The 23,087-nt window shown below is 70.3% G+C and carries 17 protein-coding genes; 11 read left to right on the top strand and 6 right to left on the bottom strand.

Annotation, left to right across the window (positions count from 1 at the left end):
- Window positions 1-406: 406 nt before the first annotated feature.
- The 3 genes from KLK06_RS49395 (at window position 407) to KLK06_RS49380 (ending at window position 6,396) form a co-directional block, all read left to right on the top strand.
- On the top strand, window positions 407-1,606 hold the full coding sequence (locus KLK06_RS49395; RefSeq protein WP_214642706.1) for a hypothetical protein: 1,200 nt from the start codon (window positions 407-409) through the stop codon (window positions 1,604-1,606).
- Window positions 1,603-3,126 carry a hypothetical protein gene (locus tag KLK06_RS60875; protein ID WP_250907233.1) on the top strand — a complete coding sequence of 508 codons (1,524 nt, stop codon included), beginning with the start codon at window positions 1,603-1,605 and terminating at the stop codon, window positions 3,124-3,126. Before KLK06_RS49395 ends, KLK06_RS60875 begins: the two co-directional genes overlap by 4 nt.
- 117 nt (window positions 3,127-3,243) lie before the next feature.
- Complete coding sequence (locus KLK06_RS49380; RefSeq protein WP_214642705.1) at window positions 3,244-6,396, top strand: chromosome partitioning protein ParA; 3,153 nt, start codon at window positions 3,244-3,246, stop codon at window positions 6,394-6,396.
- A 12-nt stretch (window positions 6,397-6,408) separates the two neighbouring features.
- Here the strand turns inward: KLK06_RS49380 and KLK06_RS49375 are convergent, their stop codons facing one another.
- On the bottom strand, window positions 6,409-7,692 hold the full coding sequence (locus tag KLK06_RS49375) for a citrate synthase (protein WP_214642704.1): 1,284 nt from the start codon (window positions 7,690-7,692) through the stop codon (window positions 6,409-6,411).
- A 67-nt stretch (window positions 7,693-7,759) separates the two neighbouring features.
- Here KLK06_RS49375 and KLK06_RS49370 point away from each other — a divergent pair, with 67 nt between their 5' ends.
- The 6 genes from KLK06_RS49370 (at window position 7,760) to KLK06_RS49345 (ending at window position 14,036) form a co-directional block, all read left to right on the top strand.
- Window positions 7,760-8,974: a LeuA family protein gene (locus KLK06_RS49370; protein ID WP_214642703.1), complete on the top strand. Its 1,215-nt coding sequence runs from the start codon at window positions 7,760-7,762 to the stop codon at window positions 8,972-8,974.
- 337 nt (window positions 8,975-9,311) lie between these two features.
- On the top strand, window positions 9,312-9,860 hold the full coding sequence (locus KLK06_RS49365) for an NUDIX domain-containing protein (RefSeq protein ID WP_214642702.1): 549 nt from the start codon (window positions 9,312-9,314) through the stop codon (window positions 9,858-9,860).
- 581 nt (window positions 9,861-10,441) lie between these two features.
- Entirely contained in the window at window positions 10,442-11,866 is a 1,425-nt protein-coding gene (locus KLK06_RS49360; protein ID WP_214642701.1) for a WD40 repeat domain-containing protein, read from the top strand.
- Window positions 11,867-12,151: 285 nt separating this feature from the next.
- Window positions 12,152-12,622: a GNAT family N-acetyltransferase gene (locus KLK06_RS49355; RefSeq protein ID WP_214642700.1), complete on the top strand. Its 471-nt coding sequence runs from the start codon at window positions 12,152-12,154 to the stop codon at window positions 12,620-12,622.
- A 21-nt stretch (window positions 12,623-12,643) separates the two neighbouring features.
- Window positions 12,644-13,126, top strand: a complete 483-nt coding sequence (locus KLK06_RS49350; RefSeq protein WP_308168792.1) for a class I SAM-dependent methyltransferase — start codon at window positions 12,644-12,646, stop codon at window positions 13,124-13,126.
- Between the two features lie 73 nt (window positions 13,127-13,199).
- Window positions 13,200-14,036, top strand: coding sequence for a TauD/TfdA family dioxygenase (locus KLK06_RS49345; protein WP_214642698.1), 837 nt, complete (start codon window positions 13,200-13,202; stop codon window positions 14,034-14,036).
- A gap of 37 nt (window positions 14,037-14,073) precedes the next feature.
- Here the strand turns inward: KLK06_RS49345 and KLK06_RS49340 are convergent, their stop codons facing one another.
- Both KLK06_RS49340 and KLK06_RS49335 read right to left on the bottom strand, forming a co-directional pair.
- The gene (locus KLK06_RS49340) at window positions 14,074-14,829 is read right to left on the bottom strand and encodes a hypothetical protein (RefSeq protein ID WP_214642697.1); all 756 of its coding nucleotides are present in this window, start codon (window positions 14,827-14,829) and stop codon (window positions 14,074-14,076) included.
- Window positions 14,826-15,326, bottom strand: coding sequence for a SigE family RNA polymerase sigma factor (locus tag KLK06_RS49335; protein WP_250907231.1), 501 nt, complete (start codon window positions 15,324-15,326; stop codon window positions 14,826-14,828). Before KLK06_RS49335 ends, KLK06_RS49340 begins: the two co-directional genes overlap by 4 nt.
- Window positions 15,327-15,576: 250 nt before the next feature.
- Between KLK06_RS49335 and KLK06_RS49330 the strand changes: the two genes are divergently transcribed.
- Window positions 15,577-16,578, top strand: coding sequence for an SIS domain-containing protein (locus KLK06_RS49330; RefSeq protein ID WP_214642696.1), 1,002 nt, complete (start codon window positions 15,577-15,579; stop codon window positions 16,576-16,578).
- Between the two features lie 196 nt (window positions 16,579-16,774).
- Here KLK06_RS49330 and KLK06_RS49325 read toward each other — a convergent pair whose 3' ends face one another.
- Window positions 16,775-17,860, bottom strand: a complete 1,086-nt coding sequence (locus KLK06_RS49325) for a hypothetical protein (protein ID WP_308168789.1) — start codon at window positions 17,858-17,860, stop codon at window positions 16,775-16,777.
- A gap of 345 nt (window positions 17,861-18,205) precedes the next feature.
- Between KLK06_RS49325 and KLK06_RS49320 the strand changes: the two genes are divergently transcribed.
- Window positions 18,206-19,642 (top strand): vanadium-dependent haloperoxidase, encoded by a 1,437-nt coding sequence (locus KLK06_RS49320; protein WP_214642695.1) that lies wholly within the window; start codon window positions 18,206-18,208, stop codon window positions 19,640-19,642.
- An 80-nt stretch (window positions 19,643-19,722) separates the two neighbouring features.
- Here the strand turns inward: KLK06_RS49320 and paaZ are convergent, their stop codons facing one another.
- Both paaZ and KLK06_RS49310 read right to left on the bottom strand, forming a co-directional pair.
- Window positions 19,723-21,747, bottom strand: a complete 2,025-nt coding sequence (paaZ, locus tag KLK06_RS49315; RefSeq protein WP_214642694.1) for a phenylacetic acid degradation bifunctional protein PaaZ — start codon at window positions 21,745-21,747, stop codon at window positions 19,723-19,725.
- 147 nt (window positions 21,748-21,894) lie between these two features.
- Complete coding sequence (locus KLK06_RS49310) at window positions 21,895-23,001, bottom strand: LacI family DNA-binding transcriptional regulator (protein WP_214642693.1); 1,107 nt, start codon at window positions 22,999-23,001, stop codon at window positions 21,895-21,897.
- Window positions 23,002-23,087: the final 86 nt, after the last annotated feature.

The raw sequence follows: 23,087 nt of genomic DNA, 5'->3' as shown, positions 1-23,087 counted from the left end.
ATGGGCCTTCACCTCCCACCTAAAAACGAGAGCACTGGCCCACATTCCGGTAGAGCGGAGCCCCCGGGAAGGCGCCCCCTCGGGTGTGGCCACCAGAGTGTCATTGAGGTAGCCGTTGCCCGGTGTAGGCCGCGCCCTTGACCTGGCAGATCACCGTCAGCGTGATGTAGCCCTTGGTCACCGGTACGACCTCACCTTTCGCGGCCATCGCACCGGCTATCACGGCCGTCGCACGGTCGCCCCGGAGCACACGGATACGCAAAGCGTCACTCACCCCGTATGTACGATTACTTAACGTTTGCCCCCGCATTACCCTGAAGCACACTAGCGTGCGGCCCTGACTACTCGCGGGTAAGCGCGTCAGGTCGGGCCAAGATTGTCGGTCGGAAGCCGTACCTTAGTGCCCGTGTCCGAACAGCCCTTGACTCTCGACGCCGCGCTCTCGGAGGAGGCGGTGCTGTCGACCTACCGCCGGATGTTCGCGGCGCTGGCCCGCGACAGCGGCGCGGTCGTCGACGACCCGGCCCTGGTCGACATCGCAGAGACGCTGTTCGCGGCGTTCGCGGAGGCGGGCGAGGAGTGGCTGACGCACGAGCAGATGCGCTTCGCCTGCCGCGCCTACCCCGGCGACCAGTTCGACAACCGGCTGCGCGTGCTCAAGGGGCTGGGCGCGATCCGCGAGGTGTTCCCCAAGCCCAACCAACTGCGCTATCGCGCGTCGTTCACCAGCGTGGTCGGGCTGATGTTCATCAGGCGGATGATGGACGACGGCGGCCAGTCCGAGATGCACCGGCTGCTCGCGCTCGAAGACCTCAACGTCGCCGACCCCCGCACCACCATGGAGGAGGCCAGGCAGAGCGCCGCCAACCTGGCCAGGGCGTTCCGGCTGTGGGCGCTGGAGCTGATCACGCTCACCACCGGCACGATCGAGGAGCTGCGCGAGCAGGCACCCAAGCTGTGGGGCACCGAGGAGATCGCGCGCCGGGCCCAGAGCCTGCACGGCACGATCCTGACCCGCTGGCCGGTGCTCGACCGGGTCTGCACCGATCTGCGGGCGGCCATCTACGCCTACAGCGACGCCTCCCGGCGGGCAGCGGGACGCCTGGCCGACTCGGCGGGCACGACCCGCAACCTGACACTTCTGCCCACCGAGACGTGGCGCACGTTCTCTCAGACCGCTTCGCGCGAACGACTCGCGGCGGTGCTCGACGGCTTCGTGTTCGACGCTCCGGCGCCCTGGCACGACCCGGCGGCGATCGCCCGCGCGGTCGACGAGGCGCCCCGGCCCGCCCCGGCCCAGCCCACTCCCCCGCGCTCCACCCTTCCCGACCAAGGCCCGGAAGACTCGCTCGCCTCCTCACCGAGCGCGGCGATCGAGCGGCTGACCGAGGTGGCGGAGTCGCTGCTGGGGTCGTCGTCGCGGGTGGCGCTGGCCGGCGTGCTGCGCTCCGACTGGCCGTCGGCGCGGCGGCTGCTGGCCGATCTGACGACGGTTGATCTGCGGCCTGAGCTGCCTTATCGGCTGGTGTGGGCCGACGATCTCACGATCTCGCCAGGGGAAGAACCGGCCTGGCTGTCGCACGGCTTTCTGGAGCGCACCGCATGAGCGGCACTCGTCAATCTTCAGGCTCCGGTGACGCGGGCCGCTCTTCTGCTGGTGCCGGGGCTCGTCGCCCGCTGGGCGACGGCGCGGTGGCTCACGCGCGGGCGCGGTCGGGTGGGCCGCTGCGGCTGGGGGCCGGTGTCGCCGCGCCTCCTGGGATGCTCCGGCTCACGCGGCCCGACTCCACCGGCCAGGCACTGCCGGTGTGGCCCGATTCGGCCACCCCTTCGCTTCTCGACGAATACCAGGTGTCCCCGGTCCCGGTCGAGCGCGCGGGCGAGACGCGGCGGGTGCTGGCGGCGACGCTCAAGTGCTGCTGGAGCGACCTGTCCGTCGATCCGTGGCCGGGCACTCCGGCGCCGGCTGAGCTGATCCTCGACACTTATCGGGCGTTGATCGGCCGTACCGACGACCTGATGCGCAACTGGGCCATCGGGGCTCTGCGCCGGTTGCACGACTCGGCGTGGATCGTCATGTCCGACGGCGTGGTCTCGCTGGGCCCCCGCTGCGCCCTGTGGCCGGTCGAGTCGCACGCCCAGCTCAAAGAGCTGATCCGGCGCATTCCCGTGCCCGAGCACCGTGACCTCACGGTGGTGGCGGACGCCGACATCGTGGCAGCCGCCACGGAAGGTCCGCCGGGAGCGACCGCCACGGGAGAGCCACCGATGGCGACCGACGCGCAAGAGCCGCCGACTACGGTCGCCACCGAAGAACCACCGGTGGCGACCGTAGTCGAAGAACCGCAGGTGACCGCGGCGCAAGAGCCGGCGGCGGCGACCGGCGCGGAAAAGCCGCGGGCGGCGAGCGCGGCGCAAGAGTCTCCGAGGGCGCCGGATTCCGCGATGGCGGCGGGCCGGGTCGAGGGTGGCGAGGCGGAGTTCGATGATCTGCTGGGCGGCTATGACGAACGGCGGCGGGCCGAGCTGGTGGCGGCGTTCATGGCGGTGGAGCATGGTGCCGAGCCGGTGTTGGAGGCCCGGTTCGGTGGGCTCCGCGACCCAGCGCTCCGCCACACGCTCGGCGAGATGCTCGCCCGGCGCGGCCGGACGCTGATCCAACACCGGGAGCGATGGACCTCGGGCTACGACGACGCCTATCGCGACGGGCCGGTGCCCAGACACGGGCCCGCGCCGGGGCCCGCGTCGGGAGTCGCGTCGGGGCTTGGTGAGAGTGAGCGGGCGGTGTTGACGCTGGTGCTGGTGCATTCGGTGGCGATCCCGCGGGCGGAGGGGCTGCTGCCCGACGACACCTGGCTGTCGCCGCATCCCACTCCCGTCGATGAGCTGCGCCGCCACACCCAGTTGCCGATCGGCGAGCTGGAGGCGGCGCTGCGGATGCTGCGGCATGCCGGGCTGCTGACCCAGGTGAAGGCGGGCGAGGAGGCTGGCGGCTACGCGCCGGGACCGCAGTTCCACCGGCTCACCCCGGCGGCGCGGCGACGGCTGCAGGAGGAGCTGATCCTGGCGGCCGGGCCGCACAGCCCGCTGGCCTCGGCCGTACGAGCTCGAAGATCGGCCGGGTAGCCGCCCGGACCTAGCAGGCACAAGCGTCTGCCCCAGCCGGGACGGCACGGCACAGACAACGAGCGTCAGCCCCAACCGGGGCGGCGCGGTGAAACGGAAGGGCTACGGGGGTTACAGGTGTCGCAGGTGGAGAACGTCGTCGGGGACCGGGTGTTGATCGCCATGCAGGCGGTCAACATCTCACGGCTCTCGACCCATCCGGTGCCGACCGTCCCCGGCACGCTCATCGTCGTCGCGGGCGCCGGGCCCAAGGACTCCAACGGCGCGGGCAAGTCGTCGTTCATCGCGTCGATCACGGCGCTGCTGGGTGACGAGCAGTGGCGGTTCGCCTCGGGCGCGAAGGCGGTGTCGGAGCTGCTGTTCAACGCCGAACTGGCCAGCGGCGCGGGCGCCCGCCAGTGGGCCAGCGCCGACCATGGCTACATCGTCGGTGTCTTCGGGCCGCCGGGCGCCTCCTTCGACCTCCCGCCGCGCACCACCGAACCGCCCGCGACCCCCGCGGAGGCGGTGCCGACCGACCTCGTCGAGACGCTGGCCTCGGTTTCCCCCGACGCTGCTGCTCCAGGAGCCGGGTCTCCCCAAATGGGCACGGAATCCTCCGAGTCCGGCCCGGAGAGCGGCGAGCTGTTCGCCGTGCCCGACACGTCGGGCGGGGCCGTCACTGTGTGGCTCAAGGTCAACCAGGAGGCCCCCCACCTGGAGATCCGCTGGCGTGACGGCGTACACCTGGCCTCCGCCGCGTCCGAGGCCGAGCGCGTGGCGCGCGCCGACGAGATGTGGGCGACGCTGCCCAAGTCGGCCGGGCGCCGCGACGTGGTGGCCCGCGACCTGACCAAGGTGCTGTACGGCGACCGCATCCGCTGCGTGTCGTTCCTGTCGACCTCGGTTCGGAGCAAGGTCGCCACCAACCTGCTCTCGCAGCCGCTCAACGAGATCTCGCCGGAGCGCGTGTTCGAGGCCATCGCGGCCCTCACCGGGCTCGACGCCGAGCTCGAACAGGAGCGCGAGGCTCGCAGGGACGAACACGCCAAGCGGGTACGGGCGGCGCAGGCGGGTGATCGGCTGGCCGAGTTCGAGGCGGAGTCGAGGGCGTTGCTGACCACGTTCGACCGGCGCGATCAGGCGCGGATCCGGCTGGCCGACGCGCTGCGGTGCTGGCGTGGGCGGCAGGCCCGCAAGCTGGACGACGCGGCGGCCAAGGACGAACTGCTGGTGGCCGAGCTCGAACGGCACCGGGCCGCGGGGGAGGCGGCGGCCGAGGCGATCTCCAAGGTGAAGGCCGAGACCGCCACGCTGAAGGACGACACGCTCGACCGGAAGGTGGCGGAGGCGCGCAAGGAGCTGGCCGTGATGCAGGCGCGGGCCGCCAAGCTCGACGCCGACCGGGCCGTGGCGGAGAACTCCGCCGACGAGTTGCGCGGCCTGATCCCGGCGCTGGAGGAGACGCGCCGGTTCGCCGACGGCCGCGATGTGCCCACGGCCGAGCGGGAGCTGCGGGAGGCGCGGCTGCGGCTCAACGAGGCGCTGAAGGCGCTGGGCGTGGCCGATCGCGAGGTGGCCTCGGCCCAGGCGGCGCTGGACGACGCCGAGGGCGGTCCGGCCGCGGCGCAGCTCAACGCGCTCGCCACGGCCGGCGTCGGGGCGACGGGCCTGCTGGACGCGCTGGACGTGGCCGAGCAGGCGCGCGACTACGCCCGCGCCCACGGCACCGAGGACGGATCCGCCGGTGAAGCTTCTCGCGGGGGTGGGCTTGGGCTGGAGGAGCTGCGGGGTTGGCCCCATGAGCATGCGGTGATCGTCGACGCCGACCAGCTCGAGGCCGCCGCGGTCGCGCTGGCCGACCTGCCTGGATCGGTGCTGGTGAGCGCGGCCGGGGTGAGTGTGGTGGGGGCGTTCGACGGGGAGGCGACCGGCCGGGAGGCGCGGATCAAGGCCGCCGAACACCGGCTCAACCGGGCCAGGGACATCCAGGAGACGGCAGCGCAGGCCGTACGAGATGGGGAGGAAGGCGTCGCGGAGGGTCAGCGGCGACTGGAGGGGGCCAAAGCGGGTGTGCGGCTCGCCGAGCTGGAGACGAAGCTGGCCGGGCGGCGGGCGCGGCTGGGCGAGCTGACGGCGGCGCTGGAGGAGCTGACGCCCGCGGTGGCGGAGGCCGAACGGCAGGCGGGCGCGCTCGACTTCCGGGCTCGCACGAAGGACATGGAGATCGAACGCCTGGAGGGGCGGCGGCAGCGGCACGAGGGCGAGCGGGCCCGGTCGCGTCAGGACGAGACGAGAGTGAGCGGCGAGCGGGAGGCGCTCAAGGTCGAGGCCCTGGCCGCCGACTGGGGCGGCACCGCCGAGGGGGCGCGTGAGTGGCTGAAGGCGCTGCCCGAGGACGAACGTTCGCGTACCGCCGAGGAATGGTGGCGCATCGCCGAACGCCATTTCGATCAGGCGCTGCGCGACACGTTCCCTGAGGAGGACGCGGAGATCCCGGAGGAGCTGCGGTTCCTGCTGTCCGAGCGTGGGGGGAGCACGGCGCGGGAGCAGGCGACGTTCGCGGCGGTGTGCGGCTCGCTGGCCTCTTACCTGCGTGGGCAGGAAGAGTACGAGAAGCATCAGCGCCGCCAGATCGAGGCGCAGGTCGTGTCGCGGCAGCGCGACCTGGCCGCCGCCGACAAGGGCGCGGAGGAGGCGGCCAGATCGACGGCCGTCCACCGGGCGGCGCTGACGGCGGCGATCAAGTCCAGGCTCACCCGGGTGGCGGAGGAGTTCGAGCAGCTCGACACGTCGTACGGAGGTTATGGGGCGACCCTGGAGTTCCCGGTGCCACCGGCGCCCGCGGACCCCGAACAGCGCTGGCAATGGCGCGTCACCCCGAAGTGGCGGCGTGGCGAGGGCCAGGGCTTCGTCCCGTACAACCGGCGGGCCAACACCGCGCTCATGGACGAGAAGGCGGTCAAGCTGGTGTGCGCGGCGGCGATCGCGTCGTCCGGCGGCGGGCATCTGTGCCTGGTGCTCGACGAACTGGGCCGCAACCTGGGCAAGGAGCACCGGCGGGAGGCGGTGGCGCTGTTCCGCCGGATCGGCGAGACGTACGGGATCACGGTGATCGGGGCGCTCCAGGACGACATGGAGCCGTACGCGATCGATGCCTGTGGCCAGTACATCAAGCTCAGGCGTTCGTCGGACGCCATGCCGTACAACGAGCCACCGGTGATCGTCGGACACGACGAGCACGCGGAGCGGGTACGGGCGTTGGCCGCCTATGTGGACAGGAGCACCTGACCGGAGCGCCCATCACCTGATCAGCGGGCCGGTATACGAGGCGCGGAGGCGGAGCAGGGAGCCTTTGGCGTACTCCTCCATCGCGTGGGCCAGCCATCCCGCGACCCTGGCCACCGCGAAGATCGCCTCGCCGGACCCAGGCACCATCCCGGCGACGCCCACGAGGGTGGCGAGCGCGAAGTCGACGTTCCGCTCGGGCAGGCGTCGCCGACGGACTTCAGCCAGTACGGCCCGCGCCACGGCGACGCGTTCGTGGCCGGGTGCGGCCTCCGCCACCAGGTCGAGCAGGAAGCTGCCGCGGGCGTCGCCGTTCTTGTAGACGCTGTGGCCGAAGCCGGGGATGCGCTCGCCCCTGCGTACCCGCTCGGCGATCACGCGGGTGGCCTGGCCGGGCTCGTTGACCTCGGTCAGCAGGCGTTCGGCCGCGTAGCACGCGCCGCCGTGCAGAGGGCCGCCGAGCACACCGAGGCCGGTCAGCACCACGGCGTACGGGTCGGCCCGAGCGGAGGCGGCCACCCGGGCGGCCAGGGTGGAGGCGGCCAGTTCGTGGTCGGCGAGCAGCACGAGCGCGGCCCGCAGGGCGGCGAGGAGCGGTGGGCTGGCGGGGCGCGGGGACAGGCGGGACCAGAGCCGCTCGGCGATCGACTCACCGCCGGGGGTGTGGAGGGGCGGCAGGGCATCGACCAGGCCGGAGATGAGGCGACGGCCGGTGGCGGCGACGGAGACGGGATCGAGCTGGTAGCGGAGCGAGTCGGTGGCGCCGAGAACCGTGATGATCACTTGGAGGCGGTCCAGGGGCAGCAGCCCTTCGGGGAGGCCGCGCTGAGCTGCGACGGCGGCCTGCGAGGTCGCGGGATCGCGCACCCAGCCCTGCGCCATACCGGACCTGTGCACCGCTTCCGGGGGTGGGGCGGAGCCGCCTGCCGTTCGCCGGTGGTTTCGCGGGGAGCGGAGCTCGGCGTTCGGGGCAACGGCGAAGACATCGGGGTCTCCCGTCCACAGCCACTCGGCCACCGTCTCGAAATCCGTGGTTGTGGCCAGGTCGAGGGCGTCGAGGCCGCGGTAGTACGGGCGGTCGAGGCCGAGTGCGGTGATGCCCGACTCGATGACCAGCTCCGGCGGCTGGTTGCGCGGCCGCCCGCGCCGGGCCAGCTGCTCGATCTCCGCCGCGTCGAACAGGCTGCGCCGATCGTCACCGTGTCGGCGCTTGAGCACGCCCCGGCTCACGTACGCGTAGAGGGTGGCGGGCTTCACACCGAGCCGCTCGGCCGCCGTCGCCGCGTCGATCCACTCCACGCCCAGCCTCCTATGTTGATGAAAATCAATATTGATACACATTGAAGGAGCGTGTCAACGTGTGGGCATGCCCAAAGTCCATTTCCTTGATGTGACCAACCGGGACGGCGTGCAGACCGCGCGCACCGGCCTCTCGAAGTTCGGCAAGACCATGGTCAACTTCTACCTGGCCAAACTCGGTGTGGCTCAGTCCGAGATCGGTTTCCCCTTCCTGTTCCATGAGGTCCCCTACGTACGGGCGCAGACGGCGCTGGCCGAGGCGGGCGCGTTCGGCGAGCTGCGGCTGTCGGGCTGGTGCCGCGGCGTACCGCAGGACGTGGAGCAGGCGGCGCCGCTCGGCCTGAAGCACTACAACCTGTCGATCTCCACGTCGGACTACATGATCCAGAACAAGTTCCGCGGCCGACTCGACCGCGACGCGATCATCAGGGAGATGACGGCGGCCGTGCGGGCGGCCAAGTCGGCGGGCGCGCTGACCGTGGGCGTCAACGCGGAGGACGGGTCGCGGACCGATGACGGGTTCCTGCTGGAGTTCGCGCTGGCGGCGAAGGAGGCGGGCGCCGACCGGGTCCGCTACTGCGACACCATCGGCGGCGACACGCCCGACCGGATCCGCGAGCGCTTCGCCAAGCTGGCCTTGGCCGTCGGGCTGCCGATCGAAACGCACTGCCACAACGACCTCGGCCTGGCCGTGGCCAACTCCATCGCGGGCGCGCTCGGCGACCTGGAGGCCGGGCAGGACGCGTGGATCAACACCTGCGTGAACGGCATCGGCGAACGTTCCGGCAACGCCGACCTGCTGTCCACCATTCTCGCCTTCGAGCACGGCTTCGGGCTGGAGGCGGAGATCGGTGACGCCATCGATCTGTCGTGGGCGCGCAGGTTCGGGCTGTGGGCGAGTTACGCGTTCGGGCAGGCGCTGCCGTACAACCAGGTGGGGGTGGGGCGCAACGCGTTCGCGCACGAGTCGGGCATTCACGCGGACGGGGCGCTGAAGGATCACGGCAACTATGAGCTGTACGACGAGGCGACGCTCGGGCCGTTCCCCGAGGACTGGCACGCGCGCAGTGGGCGGGTCGTGCTGACCGGCGAGTACGGCGGGAAGGCCGGGTTCAGGCACGTCATGGACGGGCTCGGCGTGGAGGTGCGGGAGGAGGATCTGGCGTTCCGGCTCGTCCAGCTCTGCAACGCGATGACCGGCCGACCGCTCACGGACGACGAACTGCGGTTGATCGCGGCTTATCCGCGGGAGCTGTCACTGCTGTTCCCCGGACAGGACTGAGCACTCTCCAAGCCCGGCGGTTGTGCCTGAGCACTCCCCCGAAGCACTCTGGAGGTTTCGGGGTAGACGGGGCCCGTCGTTCAAGCTGCCCAATGGTGCACGGCCATCTGCCTGACGGGTCCGCTCGGCGATCACCGCGACCTCCTCGGGCGTTTACCGCGCCGGCTCCGTCCACTACGCGCCGCCCGGCGTTCATTGGGTCAAGGGGTTGTCGGAAACGGAGCTGTCGGGTTCACTTCGACTGCCACAGTGGGCTTTGGCGCCATACCGAGTGATGCCAGCGGGACGCTGGTGTTCGTGGACGCTCGGCCCCACCACAGCGCTGTAAGGACTGCCATTGAGTGATGATCACGCAGGTCCTCTCGATGCCCCGTTCGGCAGGATCAAGATCCGTGTCAACGCCCTGGTCTTCTGCGGGAACGAGGTCGCACTTTTGCGTAGGGACCGCGCCAACAACATCCACTTCTTCACCACCATCGGCGGGAACGTTTCCGCAGGCGAGCCGCTCAATACCGCCCTCGCCCGTGAACTGGAAGAAGAGCTCGCCCTCGCGCCGGGTTTAGGAACGGAGCCGGAACTGCTGTGGCTGATGGATGTGAGGGTAACGCGGCCGGGAAACACACCTGCGCCGCGTAAGCTCCACCTGATCTATCGCCTCCACGTCAGCGCGGATGTCCGTCGCACTCTCGCCACTCACGAGTTCGACGAACTCACCGACGGCGGCCATGAGGTCGGCCATGTGCAGTGGATCGACTACCGGCAGGCGGCTGACCTGCCGTTGTTCCCTCCCATCGGAACGGCGCTCGCCCAGTTGGCCAGTCCGACCGCGAGGCCGAGCATCGTGGAACTGCCCGCGGTAACGGACAAGGAGTATTCCTGGGTCTGATGCGGGCCGCCCGACCGAGCCTCGGCTATTGAGGGCCGGCAGTACCCGCCGAAAATCCAACGGACCTGGCTGCGGCCTGCGGCGTCGGGTTTCAGGGGCGGCGTTGGCGGTGATGTGGGCGGAAGTCACTTCGCCAAGAAGGACTCGGCGCCCGAGGCTGTCCAGGTCGCAGGCCTCTCTTAACTGACAACTGTCGCCTAAGAGCCTGCTACGGCCTGTCTCAACCGCCCGTATCTTTGTGCTTCTTCGATGGGTTGATGCTTACGCCTCGACGGCGCGAATATCCCCAATAATTCGATCCATATCAGCGATTGCCCGCCTCTCGCCCACAGTTCATTCGCTTAAGCTAAGTCGCTCGATGCCCGAGACCTCTCCTGTATCAACCAACTTCAATTTTTCAATATGGCGCAGTAGGCCGTTGACGTGAGAGAGTCACTTCGAGCATCGGGGGTGGTCCTGTGTGTGGGGCAAGCTATACGTACGTTTACAGCACGAAGTACCTGCCACTCTGACTCGAAGAAGTTCACCGACCGTCCGAGCCGACGTGTCTCACGGCCTGCCGAGGTTCTGAAGGAGAGACGTTGAACGACACGGCCGAAGCGCAGGGATGCGGCTTACCGCTCGGGAGAATGCTCCCTGTCGTGCTCGCCGCCTCGCTGGTCGTCTGCCTGGTGGTCATGGGGTCGGTGGTGTGGCGCGAGCAGGAGAGGGCATCGGCGCAGGAGCGTGTTGCGGTGGCCCGCAGGCTCGCGCTGCATGCCGCGGAACTCCGCGATGACGACCCGGCCAAAGCACGGGATCTCGGATTGGCCGCGGTCAAAATCCACGCGGATGAGCAGACCCGGGCGGGGTTGATAGACACTCTCGTCATGTGGCGTCGTACGGACGTCTACTCGCTCGCCAGTAGCGGCGTCGATGGGGTGGCTCTCAGCGGCGACGGGCGGATCGCTCTCACCGGGGACGCCGATGGGGTGGGCGTGTGGGACCTCAGGACCTGGCTTGATCCCGAGATCGCATTCACCGACAAAGCCGATCGGCTCGCCGTCCTGACGGGAAACAAGAAAGACGTCAGCGCACTGGTGTTGTCATTCGACGGCCGCACCGCGTTGATCGGCGGCGACGATGGCACCACGATCGTGTGGGATCTGACGGACCCGGCGCATCCGGCCCGGCTCGCCACTCTGCCGGGTGAGCCGAAAGACGATTTCGCGAACAGTGTGCGGGCTGTGGCATTGACGCGTGACGCGCGTATCGCCATGACGGCCGATTTCAGCGGCAACATCATCGTGTGGGACCTGGCCAACCCCTCTCATCCGGTGCGCCTGTCGATCACCAAAGCCCACCGTTCTTACGTACGAGACGTGACGCTGAGCGCCGATGGCCGGACCGCCGTCACCAGCGGCGAGGACTATTCGGTGATCGTCTGGGACCTGGCTGACCCCGTGCGGCCGGTCAAACGGGCCGATCTATCGCTTCCAGCCGGCTTCGCCGAGGCGACGGCCATGAGCGCGGACGGGCGTACGATCGTCGTTGCGAACCCGAACCAGGCTGATGTCTGGAGACTCGACGACCGGACGCATCCGGCTCACACCGCCATGCTGGCCCTGCCCCCAACGGACATGTACGACGTGGCCTTGACTCCGGACGGCAAGACCGCCCTCATGGCTGGTGGCAGTGGCACGGGTTTCCTGTGGAACCTTTCCGATCCGGCCCGCCCTGTCCGGCTGGCCAACTTGAAGGGATACACGCATGAGATCAACAGCGTGGCGCTAGGCGCTGATGGCCGAGTCGCCCTGATGACCAGCCCCGACAGGGGGTTGTCCGTGTGGAACCTCGCCGATCTGCGGGAGATCGTCGCGGATCCGGTGGAAACCCTGTGCGGGAGCATGCCTGGCCGGGAGACCATCAGTAGGGCGGAATGGACTCGGTTCGCGGGCGACGCGGACTGGTCCGACTACGGCGAGGACCCCATCACGGGCAACCTTCCCGTCTGCTTCATCCGCTGAGTTTCGGGCCGGCAATCGCCTAGGTCGAAGTCGACTCCACCGGCCCCAGCGCTTGCTCGGGCTCCCGTCCCAGACGGTGAAGGATGCCAACAGTGGGCCCAAGGAACTGAATTGCGCATTCTTCGCAGCGCCTCGTTGGTCAGCCTGTCCTGCTCGGGAACGCGGTTTCGTACTGTGAGCTGGGAGTTTTGCTGCGCGATCGGGCCGGCGGCTGCGACCCTGCCGGGCGTGGTTGTTGCTTGTCTACCGATTGGTGGTGGATTAGTCAGCTCATAACATGTCTGCATGCTGATCGAGGAACGGACCGTTGCCGATGCCGACCTGGGCGGGCTGCTCGATGCGGCGTTCGCCGAGCTGGTGAGCCGGTACGGAGCCGAGGGACGGTCTGTTGTTCAGGCGGAGGCTCGCTATCTCGTCGCCTATGCCGGAGCCCGGGCCGCCGGGTGTGGCGCCATCCAGCCGGCGGGTCCGGACACGGGTGAGCTCAAGCGCATGTACGTCGCGCCCGCATTCCGTGGGCGGGGCATCGCCCGGATGCTCTTGACGGCGCTGGAGGACCTGGCCCAGAGCATGGGGTACCAGACCGTGCGCTTGGCGACGGGTGTCAGGCAGCCAGAGGCGATCGCTCTGTACGAAAGCAGCGGATTCGTGCGTGTCGAGCCCTACGGGAGGTACACGGACCAGCCGTTGACCCGCTGCTACGAGAAGGCGCTCATCTTCGACCCCGTGCGGGCGCCTTCCTGGCGCATCGGCTGAGGGGTCTGTCGGAAACGCGATATCGATGTGCTCGAGATCGGGCCGGGGTACGGGCCGACCACCCGGGCACTGGTCGGCCTCGTTCCGAAGCTCACAGCCCTCGAGCTCGATCCGCGACTCGCCGAGGATCTGGAACGCACGCTGGGCGGCCGGGCGACCATCGTTCAGGGGGACGGCTCGGCGATGCCGTTCGGCGACGACTCGTTCAGCGCCGTCGTGTGCTTCACGATGCTGCACCACATTCCGTCCGCCGAGCTGCAGGACCGGCTCTTCGCCGAGGCCTGCCGGGTCTTGCGGCCCGGGGGCGTCTTCGCGGGCAGCGACAGCGGGATGTCCCTTGGTGTTCGGCTGCTTCATGTGGGCGACACCATGGTGGTGGTCGATCCGGACACGTTCGACGGACGTCTGAGCAGGGCCGACTTTACGGAGGTCCGGATCGAGCGGGCGGCTCCGCCGAGGAGATCATTTCGATTCACCGCCCGTAAGCCGCATGAGACCGGGTGAAAGGCTTCAGTGCGGGGCCACCGGTGAGCCGGGTACGCCGTAGTACAGGTGGCACGATCATCAGGAGACCACGATGCCGATCAACGCGACACCGATAGGCGGCCCGGCGGCATGGACCAGGTCCACCCTGCGCGAACGGGACTGGCTGCACCCCATCGACCAACCACTCACCGGAGCGCAACCGGAGTTCCACATCCCGGCGCTGACGCTGCTGGCCAAGAGGGCCAAGGCCGCCCTCGAAGAGGGCCCCGGTCTGGTGGTGATCCGGGGGTGGCCGGTCGAGGGCTGGTCCGAGGAGCAGATCGACCTGCTGTGCTACACGTTCGGCTCGCTCATCGGTACGCAACGCGCCCAGAAGACCGGCCTGGTCACCACCGGCGCGAACCAGCCGCGCAGAGGCATGGACAACCAGGGGCTCGCCTTCCACACCGACCGGGGCGGCCCGCCCGGCCCGCCGCATCTGGTCGGCCTGCTCTGCCTCCGCGCGGCCGTTCGCGGTGGAGAATCGCTGCTGGTGAGTGGCCACGCCGTACACGACCGGCTGCTGGACGAGCGTCCCGACCTGCTGCCGGAGCTGTACGAGGACTTCCGCTTCGGCGCGGGCACGGTCTCCGACTTCGACCGCGTCTATCCGGTCTTCAGGCGGCACGCGGGCCGGGTCCGCGTGCAATACAACCGCTACTGGATCGAACGCGGTCAGGAAGCCGCCCAGAAACCACTGTCGCCCAGCGCTGTGGCCGCCCTGGATGCTTTCGACGAGGTCCTCGCCGATCAGGACATGGTGCTGCGCCTCTTGTTACGGCCGGGCGATCTCCTGCTCGTCAACAATGACGTGGTCCTGCACGGCCGTACCGCGTTCACCGAGGACCCGCGCGCCCGCCGCCGCCTCGCCCGGATCTGGCTGGACTAACGGGTACGGTGGCGCAGCACGACGGCCAGGACGCGGGTCATGAGCCGGCCTTGTCATAGATCCCTACCGTCCAGGTGCTGCCCTGCTGAGGGCCGAGCTCGGCCGCCAGCCGTTCCGGCATCTTGGGGACCGCCTCGCGATCCCACGGTCGATCGCACCTCCCCTCCCGCCGGTCGGCGAGGGTGCAACTGGGCGAGCCGGTGATCGGCGTGTCGGCGGGGAAGACCCAGATCTCCAAGGTCTGCGGTGTCCGCAGCCAGTCCGGTGTCACGGACGTCTCGTTGTGCTGGAGGTCGAGGCCGCTCCCTCGTACGCCGCAGCGGCCGAAATTGCTCCAGGTGGCCCGCGCATCCCGCACCAGCAGCCACACCTTCGGATCAGCGCACTTGATCGCGAAGCCGGTGTAGACGCTGGTCGGCCGGAACGTGACCCGCACCCTCTCCCCCACGGCCTGGTAGGTCTGGCCGACGAGCAACGACAGCGGCCCCTGCGGGCTCGTCACGGTCCGCGGGAGTCCGGGCGCTGTCAGGACGTGTGACGTGGAGCCCGCCGTCGGATCGCCGAGCCACGGCACCACGCGGCCGGCCAGAGTCCCGACCGCCGCGGTGGCCCCCGTCAGGGTCACGACCACCGCGGTGGCCCCCGCCAGCGCCGCGCCCGCCGTCACCCGCCTGCGCAGCCGTGTCCTGGCTCCCCGCCGCCTGATCTCGCTCACCAGGGGCGCCCGCCCGTGGTCGCGGGCGCTGTGCTCGGTGAACGCCACCCGCAGGTCGTCCTCGGTGTACCGGGTCATTGAAGCGCCTCCATCTTCAGGTCGTGCAGGGCGGGATCCACGCGCAGCCGTGCCAGCGCCCTGCTGAGCTGCTTTTTCACGCTGCCGACCGAACAGCCGAGCGCGTCGGCCACCTGCTGCGGGGTCAGATCGTCGAAGTAACGCAGGACGAGGGCCGCGCGTTGCCGGGGCGGCAGGTCGCCGACCGCCACCCAGAGGGCCGAGCGTTCCGCGACACTCGTCTCGAAGTCCGGCTCGATCGGGCCCTCGGGCAGCACGTCGGTCGGCACCTCGTTCCGCCAGCGCCGCCGCCACCACGAGGCGTGCGTGTTGACGAGGATCCGGTACACGTACCGGTCGGGGTCGGCCTCGATCCTGCGCCACACCGCCCACGCTTTGACCAGCGCGGTCTGCACCAGGTCCTCGGCTGTCGCCCAGTCCCTGGTCAGCAGGTACGCCGTACGGCACAACCGCTCATGTCGTTGCCCGACATACTCGGCGAACCCATCCGCCATCATGTCCTCCAGCTCGGTACCGCCTCACGAGGTACTACCGGCTGGAGGGGCGCTCCGGGTGACAAGCCTAGAGAGCTTGCTCCCCCATCTCCGGAAGGGCGAGCAGGCACAGCGAAACTCGATGGCCGTGCCGATGAGGCCGGCCGCCGCGACTCTCGACCGACTGGGCAACCTCTTGACGCATTCTCCGTCTGAGTGAGAACGTTATCAACGCACGACTGAGAACGTTCTCAAAAGGACTGGGGAGACATCCGTGACCGACCTGCTGCCGCTCAAACCGATCGAGTCCGACCTGGCCGAGAAGACCCGCGAGACGCTCGACCAGCGCGCCCGGCTGGACGAGCTCGTCTCGGGCGCCATCGACAGGGGCCTGCGCAACGTGTTCTTCGTGGGCGCCGGCGGCTCGCTCATCGCCGCCTACCCGGGCCACTACCTGCTCGAGAACGAAGGCACCTGGCCCGTCTACAAGCTGCAGAGCGACGAGCTCAACACCGGCCGTCCGCGGCGCCTGGGCGACGGCTCCCTTGTCTTCCTCGCCTCGTACACCGGCAAGACCAAGGAGACCGTCGCCGCCGCGCGGTACGCCAAGAGCACCGGCGCGACCGTGGCCGTGGTGACCAAGGAGGGCGGCCCGCTCGCCGAGGCGGCCGACGTGGCCTTCACCGGCAAGAGCGACCTGTTCATGCAGTTGGCGGCTTATGCCCTGCTGCGCAGGTCAGGGGTGGAACGCGACTGGGCGCTGCTCGACCAGGCCCTCGACGCGCTCCCGGACGCCATGGTCGCCACCGCGCACGAGGGTGAGGAGCGGGCGCGGGTCATCGCCGAGGCGCTGAAGGACGAGCCGATCACCTATGTGCTCGGCTCGGGCCCCAGCTATGGCTGGGCTTACGGACTGGCCATGTGCTTCCTGCAGGAGATGCAGTGGAAGCACGCGGCGGGCTTCAACTCGGGCGAGTTCTTCCAGGGCGCGTTCGAGGTGATCAATGACGACGTGGCAGTGATCAACCTGCTCGGCGAGGACCCGTCGCGGGCCATGGCCGAACGGGCGAAGCGCTTCCTCGACACGTATGCGACCAAGAAGACCTTCCACATCGACACGGCGGACCTCACGCTGCCCGGCATCCCGAAGGCGCTGCGCGGCGAGGTGTCCGCGCTGGCGATCGCCGTGCTCATGGACCGGCTGGCCCGCCACTACGAGGCCGTGCGCGGCCACGACCTGGACAAGCGCAACTACATGTTCCAGGTGGATTACTGATCCCATCGGGGTGGGGCTGTCTCAGCGCGGCTATCCGTTTCATGCGAAAGGCGATCTTCTAGTACGGCAAGCATGGGCCGGCCCCACCCACCGCACATGGCTGAGGGCCTCCAGGAATACGCCCGCTGAACCCGCACAGGGCGGGCCGCCGAAACGTGCGCCTCCTGACCCAGCACCAGGAGGCGCATCGGCACGTTCAGCGTCCGTGAGGGCCCGGACGGCCGGCCGCGCTGGGCGGAACCGGCTCGGCGATGACCGCGTTGGGCAGGAGCAGCACCCCGAGCGCCAGCCCGATCAGCCCGGCGACGACCGGCGCGCCGGTCCACAGCTCCGGCACGGCGGGCAGGCCGCCCCCCGCGACCGAGGCGACCCCGAGGTACAGCGACCAGGTGGCGAAGGCCGACAGCCCGGCGAAGGCCCAGTAGGCGGCGCGCCGCTCGCCCGACGGTCGCAGCCGGCGGATCAGCAGGTCGCTCACGAACCCGGCGGCCACGAACGACAACAGGATCGGCACGTTGCGGAACCCCGTCTGGGCACCCGGCATGAGCACCATGATCGTGTACATGACGGTCACCGAGCCGAACGGCAGCAGCCAGCGGCGCACCAGGAACAGCACGGGGCTGAGCATGATGACGTTGGTGACGACCATCGCGACGGCCACCCGGTCGGCGCCCGGGCCCACCGGTCCGGGGCCGGCTCCCCGCTGCCCGGCACCCGAGTCCCGCAGCATGGAGAACGCCTGGACAATGCCCGCGGGGCGGTACTGCATGGCGTCGCCGTACGACAGGAACAGCGACACCAGCGTGGTGGCGAACGCGAGCCCGATCAGCGCGGGCAGCAGGCGGCCGAGCGACGGCCGGGCGGCGACGTCGGGGGCGTTCCACGCCGAGCGCAGCGGTGTGGTGATGATGAGCATCATCGTCACGACGAGGCCGAGGTGTGACGGGCTGAAAAAGATGTTGATGGTCGTCTCGATGCCGAGGATGGTGTGCCACATCATGTCGGCGAGTCCGAAGGCGGCGAACGCGGGAATCGCCACCAGCCCGGCGAGATAACCGGTGGGGACGGCCGCCGGCCCCTGCCGCCCGGCGCGCACGTTGCGCCACACCTGCCAGATGATCCAGCCGGAGACCACGGCGAAACCGGAATAGAACACCGCGTGCCACGGCGTGAAGAACGTCTCCAGCTTCGCCAGGTTGCTGTGCGCCCACGCGTCGATCATCAGTCCGACCCCGAACCAGATGCCGAGCAGCGCCATCACCAGGTCTGTCCTGGGGGACACCCATCCGCGGGGCTCCCCCGTGTCCACCATGAATCGCCGAACACCGGCGGCGGCAAATGCCACTTCATGCCCCCTTTCCGGCAGATCGCATCGATGTAGTCGGCAGCCGGGCGCCCGTCGGCAAACGCTCGTGCGAGACGGCTCATTGGTGAGCATGCACCCACCCTCTAACGGTTAGCCAATAGATAGCGGTTAGCCATAAGGGTGTCAAACGCCGCACGCCGCCGCGGATCCCCGACGCGTGGGAAGGCAGCTCTTACCGACGGGATAGCTCGAAAGTGAGTTCGACCATGGAAGCCTCTCTCTACCGGGCGCACGGGGGCCCGCAACGCGAGGAGACATGCCATGCCCGTCCCATCGTCCTTACGCGCGATCGCGCTCACCCTGGTGACCGCCACCGCGCTCGTCGTGCCCGCCTTACCCGCGCACCCGGCGGCGGCGACTTCGCAGCCCAACGTGGTGGTCAGGTGGAACACCGCGCTGCTGGCGGCGGTGCGCGGCGGCACGCTGGGCCCGCCGCTGGCGGCCAGGGCGCTGGCCACCGTGCACACCTGCGCCTATGACGCGTGGGCCGCCTACGATCCGGTCGCCGTCGGCACCCGGCTGGGCGGGTCGCTGCGGCGGCCCGCGGCCGAGCGGACCGCGGCGAACCGGGCGCAGGCGATCAGCTACGCGGCCCATCAGGCGGCCGTCGATCTCTATCCGGCGCAGCGGGCCGGGTTCGACGCGCTGATGACCGAGCTGGGCTACGACCCGGCCGACCAGTCCAGCCAGCCGGCCCGCACCGGTCTGGCCGCCTGCACGGCGGTGCTCGAATACCGGCACGCCGACGGCGCCAACCAGCTCGGCGGCTACGCCGACACCACCGGCTACGCGCCGGTCAACGCCCCGATGGTGGTCGCCGACCCGCTGACCACGGTCAACGATCCGAGCCGGTGGCAGCCGCTCACATACCGCAACAAGGCGGGTGTGGTGGTCACGCCGCCGTTCCTGGCGCCGCACTGGGGCGGGGTCGCCTCCTTCAGCGGTCGCGCGCGCGACCTGGCCGGCGGCGTGCCCGCGCCCGCGACGTACGGCACGGCCGCCTACCGTGCGCAGGCCGCCGAGATCGTGGCGGGCACCGCCGCGCTGACCGACCACCAGAAGGCGATCGCGGAATACTGGGCCGACGGCCCGAGCAGCGAGACGCCGCCGGGACACTGGTGCCTGTTCGCCCAGCAGATCTCGTTGCGTGACGGGCACAGCCTCGACCAGGACGTGAAGATGTTCTTCGCGCTGGCCAACTCGGTCCAGGACGCCGGGATCGCCTCCTGGGAGGTCAAGCGGCACTACGACTCGGTACGCCCGATCACCGCAGTCCGCTTCCTGTATCAGGGGCAGCAGATCGCGACCTGGGGCGGCCGGGTGATCGACGGCTCGACATGGGTGCCCTACCAGGTGCCGACGTTCCCGACGCCGCCGTTCGCCGAGTACGTCTCCGGCCACAGCACGTTCAGCGCGGCCGCGGCCGAGGTGCTGCGGCGCTTCACCGGCGGCGACGCGTTCGGCGGCTCGACGGTGATCGCGGCGGGCTCGTCGCTGGTGGAGCCGGGGGTGAGCCCTGCGAACGACGTGACGCTGCGCTGGCGTACCTTCAGCGACGCCGCCGACGAGGCCGGGATGTCGCGCAGGTACGGCGGCATCCACTTCCGCGCCGGCGATCTGCAGGGCCGCGCCCTCGGCCGGGCGGTCGGCGACGCGGCGTGGCGGCGCGCCACGGCCTACTGGTCGGGACGCGGCTGAGGCAGCGCGGTCAGCCCTTGGCCACCAGCGGCTGAAGCAGCACGATCAGCCCTTGGCGACCAGCGCCTCAAGCAGCGCGGTCAGCGCTTGGCCACCAAGGTGAGCACGTCGTACTTGGCGACCACGGCGCCGTCCTGGTTGGTGACCTCGGTGTCCCAGCGCACCTCGCCGTAGTCGGCGTCCTCGCGGGGTGTGATCTGCTTGGCGGTGAGGGTCACGGTCAGGGCGTCGCCGGGGAAGGTCGGGGTGAGGAAGCGCAGGTTCTCCAGCCCGTAGTTGGCCAGCACCGGGCCGGGGTCGGGCGAGACGAACAGCCCGGCCGCGAACGACAGCACGAGATAGCCGTGCGCGACCCGGCCGCCGAAGAAGGGGTTTGCGCGGGCCGCCTCCTCGTCCATGTGGGCGTAGAAGGTGTCGCCGGTGAACTCGGCGAAGTGCTCGATGTCGTCGAGGGTCACGGTGCGCGGCCCCGCCACCACCGTGTCCCCCACCTTCAGCCGTCCCAGATGCTTGCGGAACGGGTGCTCGCCGTCGGTCCGGGGCGCGCCGGGCACCCAGCGTCCGGTCAGCGCGCTGAGCATGGACGGCCCGGCCTGCACCGCGGTGCGCTGCATGTGGTGGAGTACGCCCCGGACGCCGCCCATCTCCTCGCCCCCGCCGGCCCGGCCGGGGCCGCCATGAATGAGGGCGGGCAGCGGGGAGCCGTGCCCGGTGGACTCTTTGGCGTCCTCCTCGTTCAGCACCAGCAGCCGCCCGTGCCAGGGGGCGGCGCCGATGATCACCTGCCGGGCGAAGGCCGGGTCCGCGGTGACGATCGACCCGACCAGGCTGCCCTGTCCCCGCGCGGCCAGCTCGACGGCCTGCTCGGCCGTGCGGTAGGGCAGCAGGGTGCTGACCGGTCCGAACGCCTCCACCTCATGCGGTTCGCCGCGTTCGGGGTCGTCGGCGCGCAGCAGGATCGGTGACAGGAACGCGCCGCGTTCGGCGTCCGCGTCGATCACGTCCACCCGGTCGGGGCTGCCGTAGACGAGACGGCTCGCGTCCAGCAGCGCCTTGAGCGCGCGCCGGACCTCCTCGCGCTGCTCCAGGCCGGCCAGCGCGCCCATGCGTACGTCCGGATTGGCCGGGTTGCCGACCTTCACCCGCGCCAGCCGCTCCGCGGTCGCCTCGGCGACGTCGTCGATCACCTCGGCGGGGACCAGCGCGCGGCGGATCGCGGTGCACTTCTGCCCGGCTTTGACGGTCATCTCGGTGACGAGCTGCTTGACGAACAGGTCGAACTCGGCCGTCCCCGGACGGGCGTCGGGCCCGAGGATCGAGCAGTTCAGTGAGTCGGCCTCGGCGTTGAAGCGGACCGAGCGGCCGGTCACGGCCGGGTGGTGGCGCAGCCGCAGCGCGGTGGACGCCGACCCGGTGAAGGCCACCAGGTCCTGCTCGGTCAGGTGGTCGAGCAGGTCACCCGCCTCCCCGCAGAGCAGTTGCACGCTCCCGTCTGGCAGGATGCCGGACTCGGCGACCAGCTCCACCAGGCGAGCGGTCAGGTAGGCCGTCTGACTGGCCGGTTTGATCAGGCTGGGCATCCCGGCCACGAACGCGGGCGCGAGCTTCTCCAGCGGCCCCCAGACGGGGAAGTTGAAGGCGTTGATCTGCACCGCGACGCCCGGCAGCGGCGTGCAGACGTGCTGCCCGACGAAGGTGCCGCCCTTGCTCAGCGGCTCGACCGGGCCTTCGACCAGGATGGTGTCGTTGGGCAGCTCGCGCTTGGCCTTGCTCGCGTAGGAGAACAGCACGCCGATGCCGCCGTCCACGTCGAAGCGCGAGTCGGCGAGCGTGGCGCCGGTGCGGGCGGACAGCGCGTACAGCTCCTCGCGGTGCTCGCGCAGGTGCAGCGCCAGCGCCTTCAGCAGCGCGGCGCGCTGGTGGAAGGTCAGCTCCCGCAGCGCGGGACCGCCCACCCCGCGGCCGTACGCCAGCGCCGCCGCCCGGTCGACGCCGGTCGCGGAGACGCGGGCCACCTCCTCGCCCGTCACGGCGTCCTTCAACGGCACACCCTCGTCCGGCGGGACCTGCCACCGGCCGGACACGTAGCTGCGTAGTGGAGTCACCGCGGGGTCCCTCCTCGATGAATTACCTACCGGACGTTCAGTCAGCAGGTTAACCCGGCGATTTGGGAGAGGGAAGCGGCAGCGCCGTCATGTGGTCACCGTCCGTTCGGTCGGCTCCCGGTGCAGGCCGACGGCGGCCTCGAGGGCTCAAGGAGGCGTCGACGTGGCGGGCGTCCTGACAGACTCGGCCGAGTCGCGTTCGATGAACCGGGTGGGCAGGCGGCGGTGTACGGGGCGGCGGTCGGTGCCGTGGACGCGGTCCAGGAGCAGGCGGCCCGCCTCCGCCCCCAGCTCGTACACCGGCTGGGCCACCACGCTGAGCGGCGGGGAGATCGCCTCCGCCCAGTCGGCGTCGTCGAAGCCCACCAGCGACACGTCGGCGGGACAGCGCAGCCCCAGTCGCTTCAGCGCCTGCAGCACCCCCAGCGCGAGCAGGCTGTCCAGGGCGAGTATCGCGGTCGGCGGGTCGGGCAGCGCGAGCAGGCGGGTGGTGGCCGCGGCGGCGTCCTCCCTGCGGAAGCCCTCGGCGCTGACCAGCTCGGGCCGGGGTTCGATGCCCTTTTCGAGCAACGCGTCGCGGTATCCGGCCGCGCGGGCGCCGACCGTGGTGGCGCCCAGGCGTTCGACCCCGCGCAGCCCCGGGCGGGCGAGCCGGGGCCGCAGCTTCTCATCGCCGCCGGTCAGTAAGGCGATGGAGCGGTGTCCCAGCGCGAGCAGGCGTTCGGTGGCGTCCTTGGCGGCGGCGCGGTTGTCGATGCCGACGGTGTCGGCGTCGAGACCCGGGACGCGCCGGTCGAGCAGGACGATCGGGATCCCGGCGTCGATGACGCCCTGCAGGGCGTCGCGGTCGGCGGTGTCGGTGGGCGCGACGACGAGGCCGTCGACGCGCCGCTCGGTGAGCACGCCGAGCGCCTTGCGTTCGAGCGAGAGGTCCTCGTCGGTGTTGACCAGCAGCACCTCCCAGCCGCGCTCGTGCGCCACGTCGGCGACGCCGCGCAGGGCGCGGGAGAAGAACGGGTTCTCGATGTCGGGTACGAGGACGCCGAGCGTGTGGGTCAACCCGGTGATCATGCTGCGGGCCAGGCTGTTGGCCCGGTAGCCGAGCCGTTCGGCGGCGGCCAGCACCGCCTCGCGGCTCTTGCCGCTCACCGAGCCGTAGCCGCCGAGCGCCCGCCCGGCCGTCGCGGTGGAGACCCCGGCCTCCTTGGCGACGACCTCGATCGACGGCATGCTGCGCCGAGCGCTGCCGCTCATCCGCACCCCCGGGCTGCTAGATCCTGTCCAGACCATCATGCTCCCACTGACGAGTGGCGATCACCGTAGCGGATTTCGCAGGGGCT

The organism is Nonomuraea sp. NEAU-A123, from assembly GCF_018603905.1.
Taxonomy (GTDB): domain Bacteria; phylum Actinomycetota; class Actinomycetes; order Streptosporangiales; family Streptosporangiaceae; genus Nonomuraea.
The sequence above is the reverse complement of the archived record's forward strand: the minus strand, read 5'-3'. Positions and strand labels throughout refer to the sequence as shown.

Excerpts from the sequence above, each read along its gene's own strand:
- KLK06_RS60875 (WP_250907233.1), top strand. The coding sequence starts at position 1,603 with ATGAGCGGCACTCGTCAATCTTCAGGCTCCGGTGACGCGGGCCGCTCT.
- KLK06_RS49370 (WP_214642703.1), top strand. The coding sequence starts at position 7,760 with ATGCCCAAAGTCCATTTCCTTGATGTGACCAACCGGGACGGCGTGCAG.
- KLK06_RS49355 (WP_214642700.1), top strand. The coding sequence starts at position 12,152 with ATGCTGATCGAGGAACGGACCGTTGCCGATGCCGACCTGGGCGGGCTG.
- KLK06_RS49345 (WP_214642698.1), top strand. The coding sequence starts at position 13,200 with ATGCCGATCAACGCGACACCGATAGGCGGCCCGGCGGCATGGACCAGG.
- KLK06_RS49340 (WP_214642697.1), bottom strand. The coding sequence starts at position 14,829 with ATGACCCGGTACACCGAGGACGACCTGCGGGTGGCGTTCACCGAGCAC.
- KLK06_RS49335 (WP_250907231.1), bottom strand. The coding sequence starts at position 15,326 with ATGATGGCGGATGGGTTCGCCGAGTATGTCGGGCAACGACATGAGCGG.
- KLK06_RS49320 (WP_214642695.1), top strand. The coding sequence starts at position 18,206 with ATGCCCGTCCCATCGTCCTTACGCGCGATCGCGCTCACCCTGGTGACC.
- KLK06_RS49310 (WP_214642693.1), bottom strand. The coding sequence starts at position 23,001 with ATGAGCGGCAGCGCTCGGCGCAGCATGCCGTCGATCGAGGTCGTCGCC.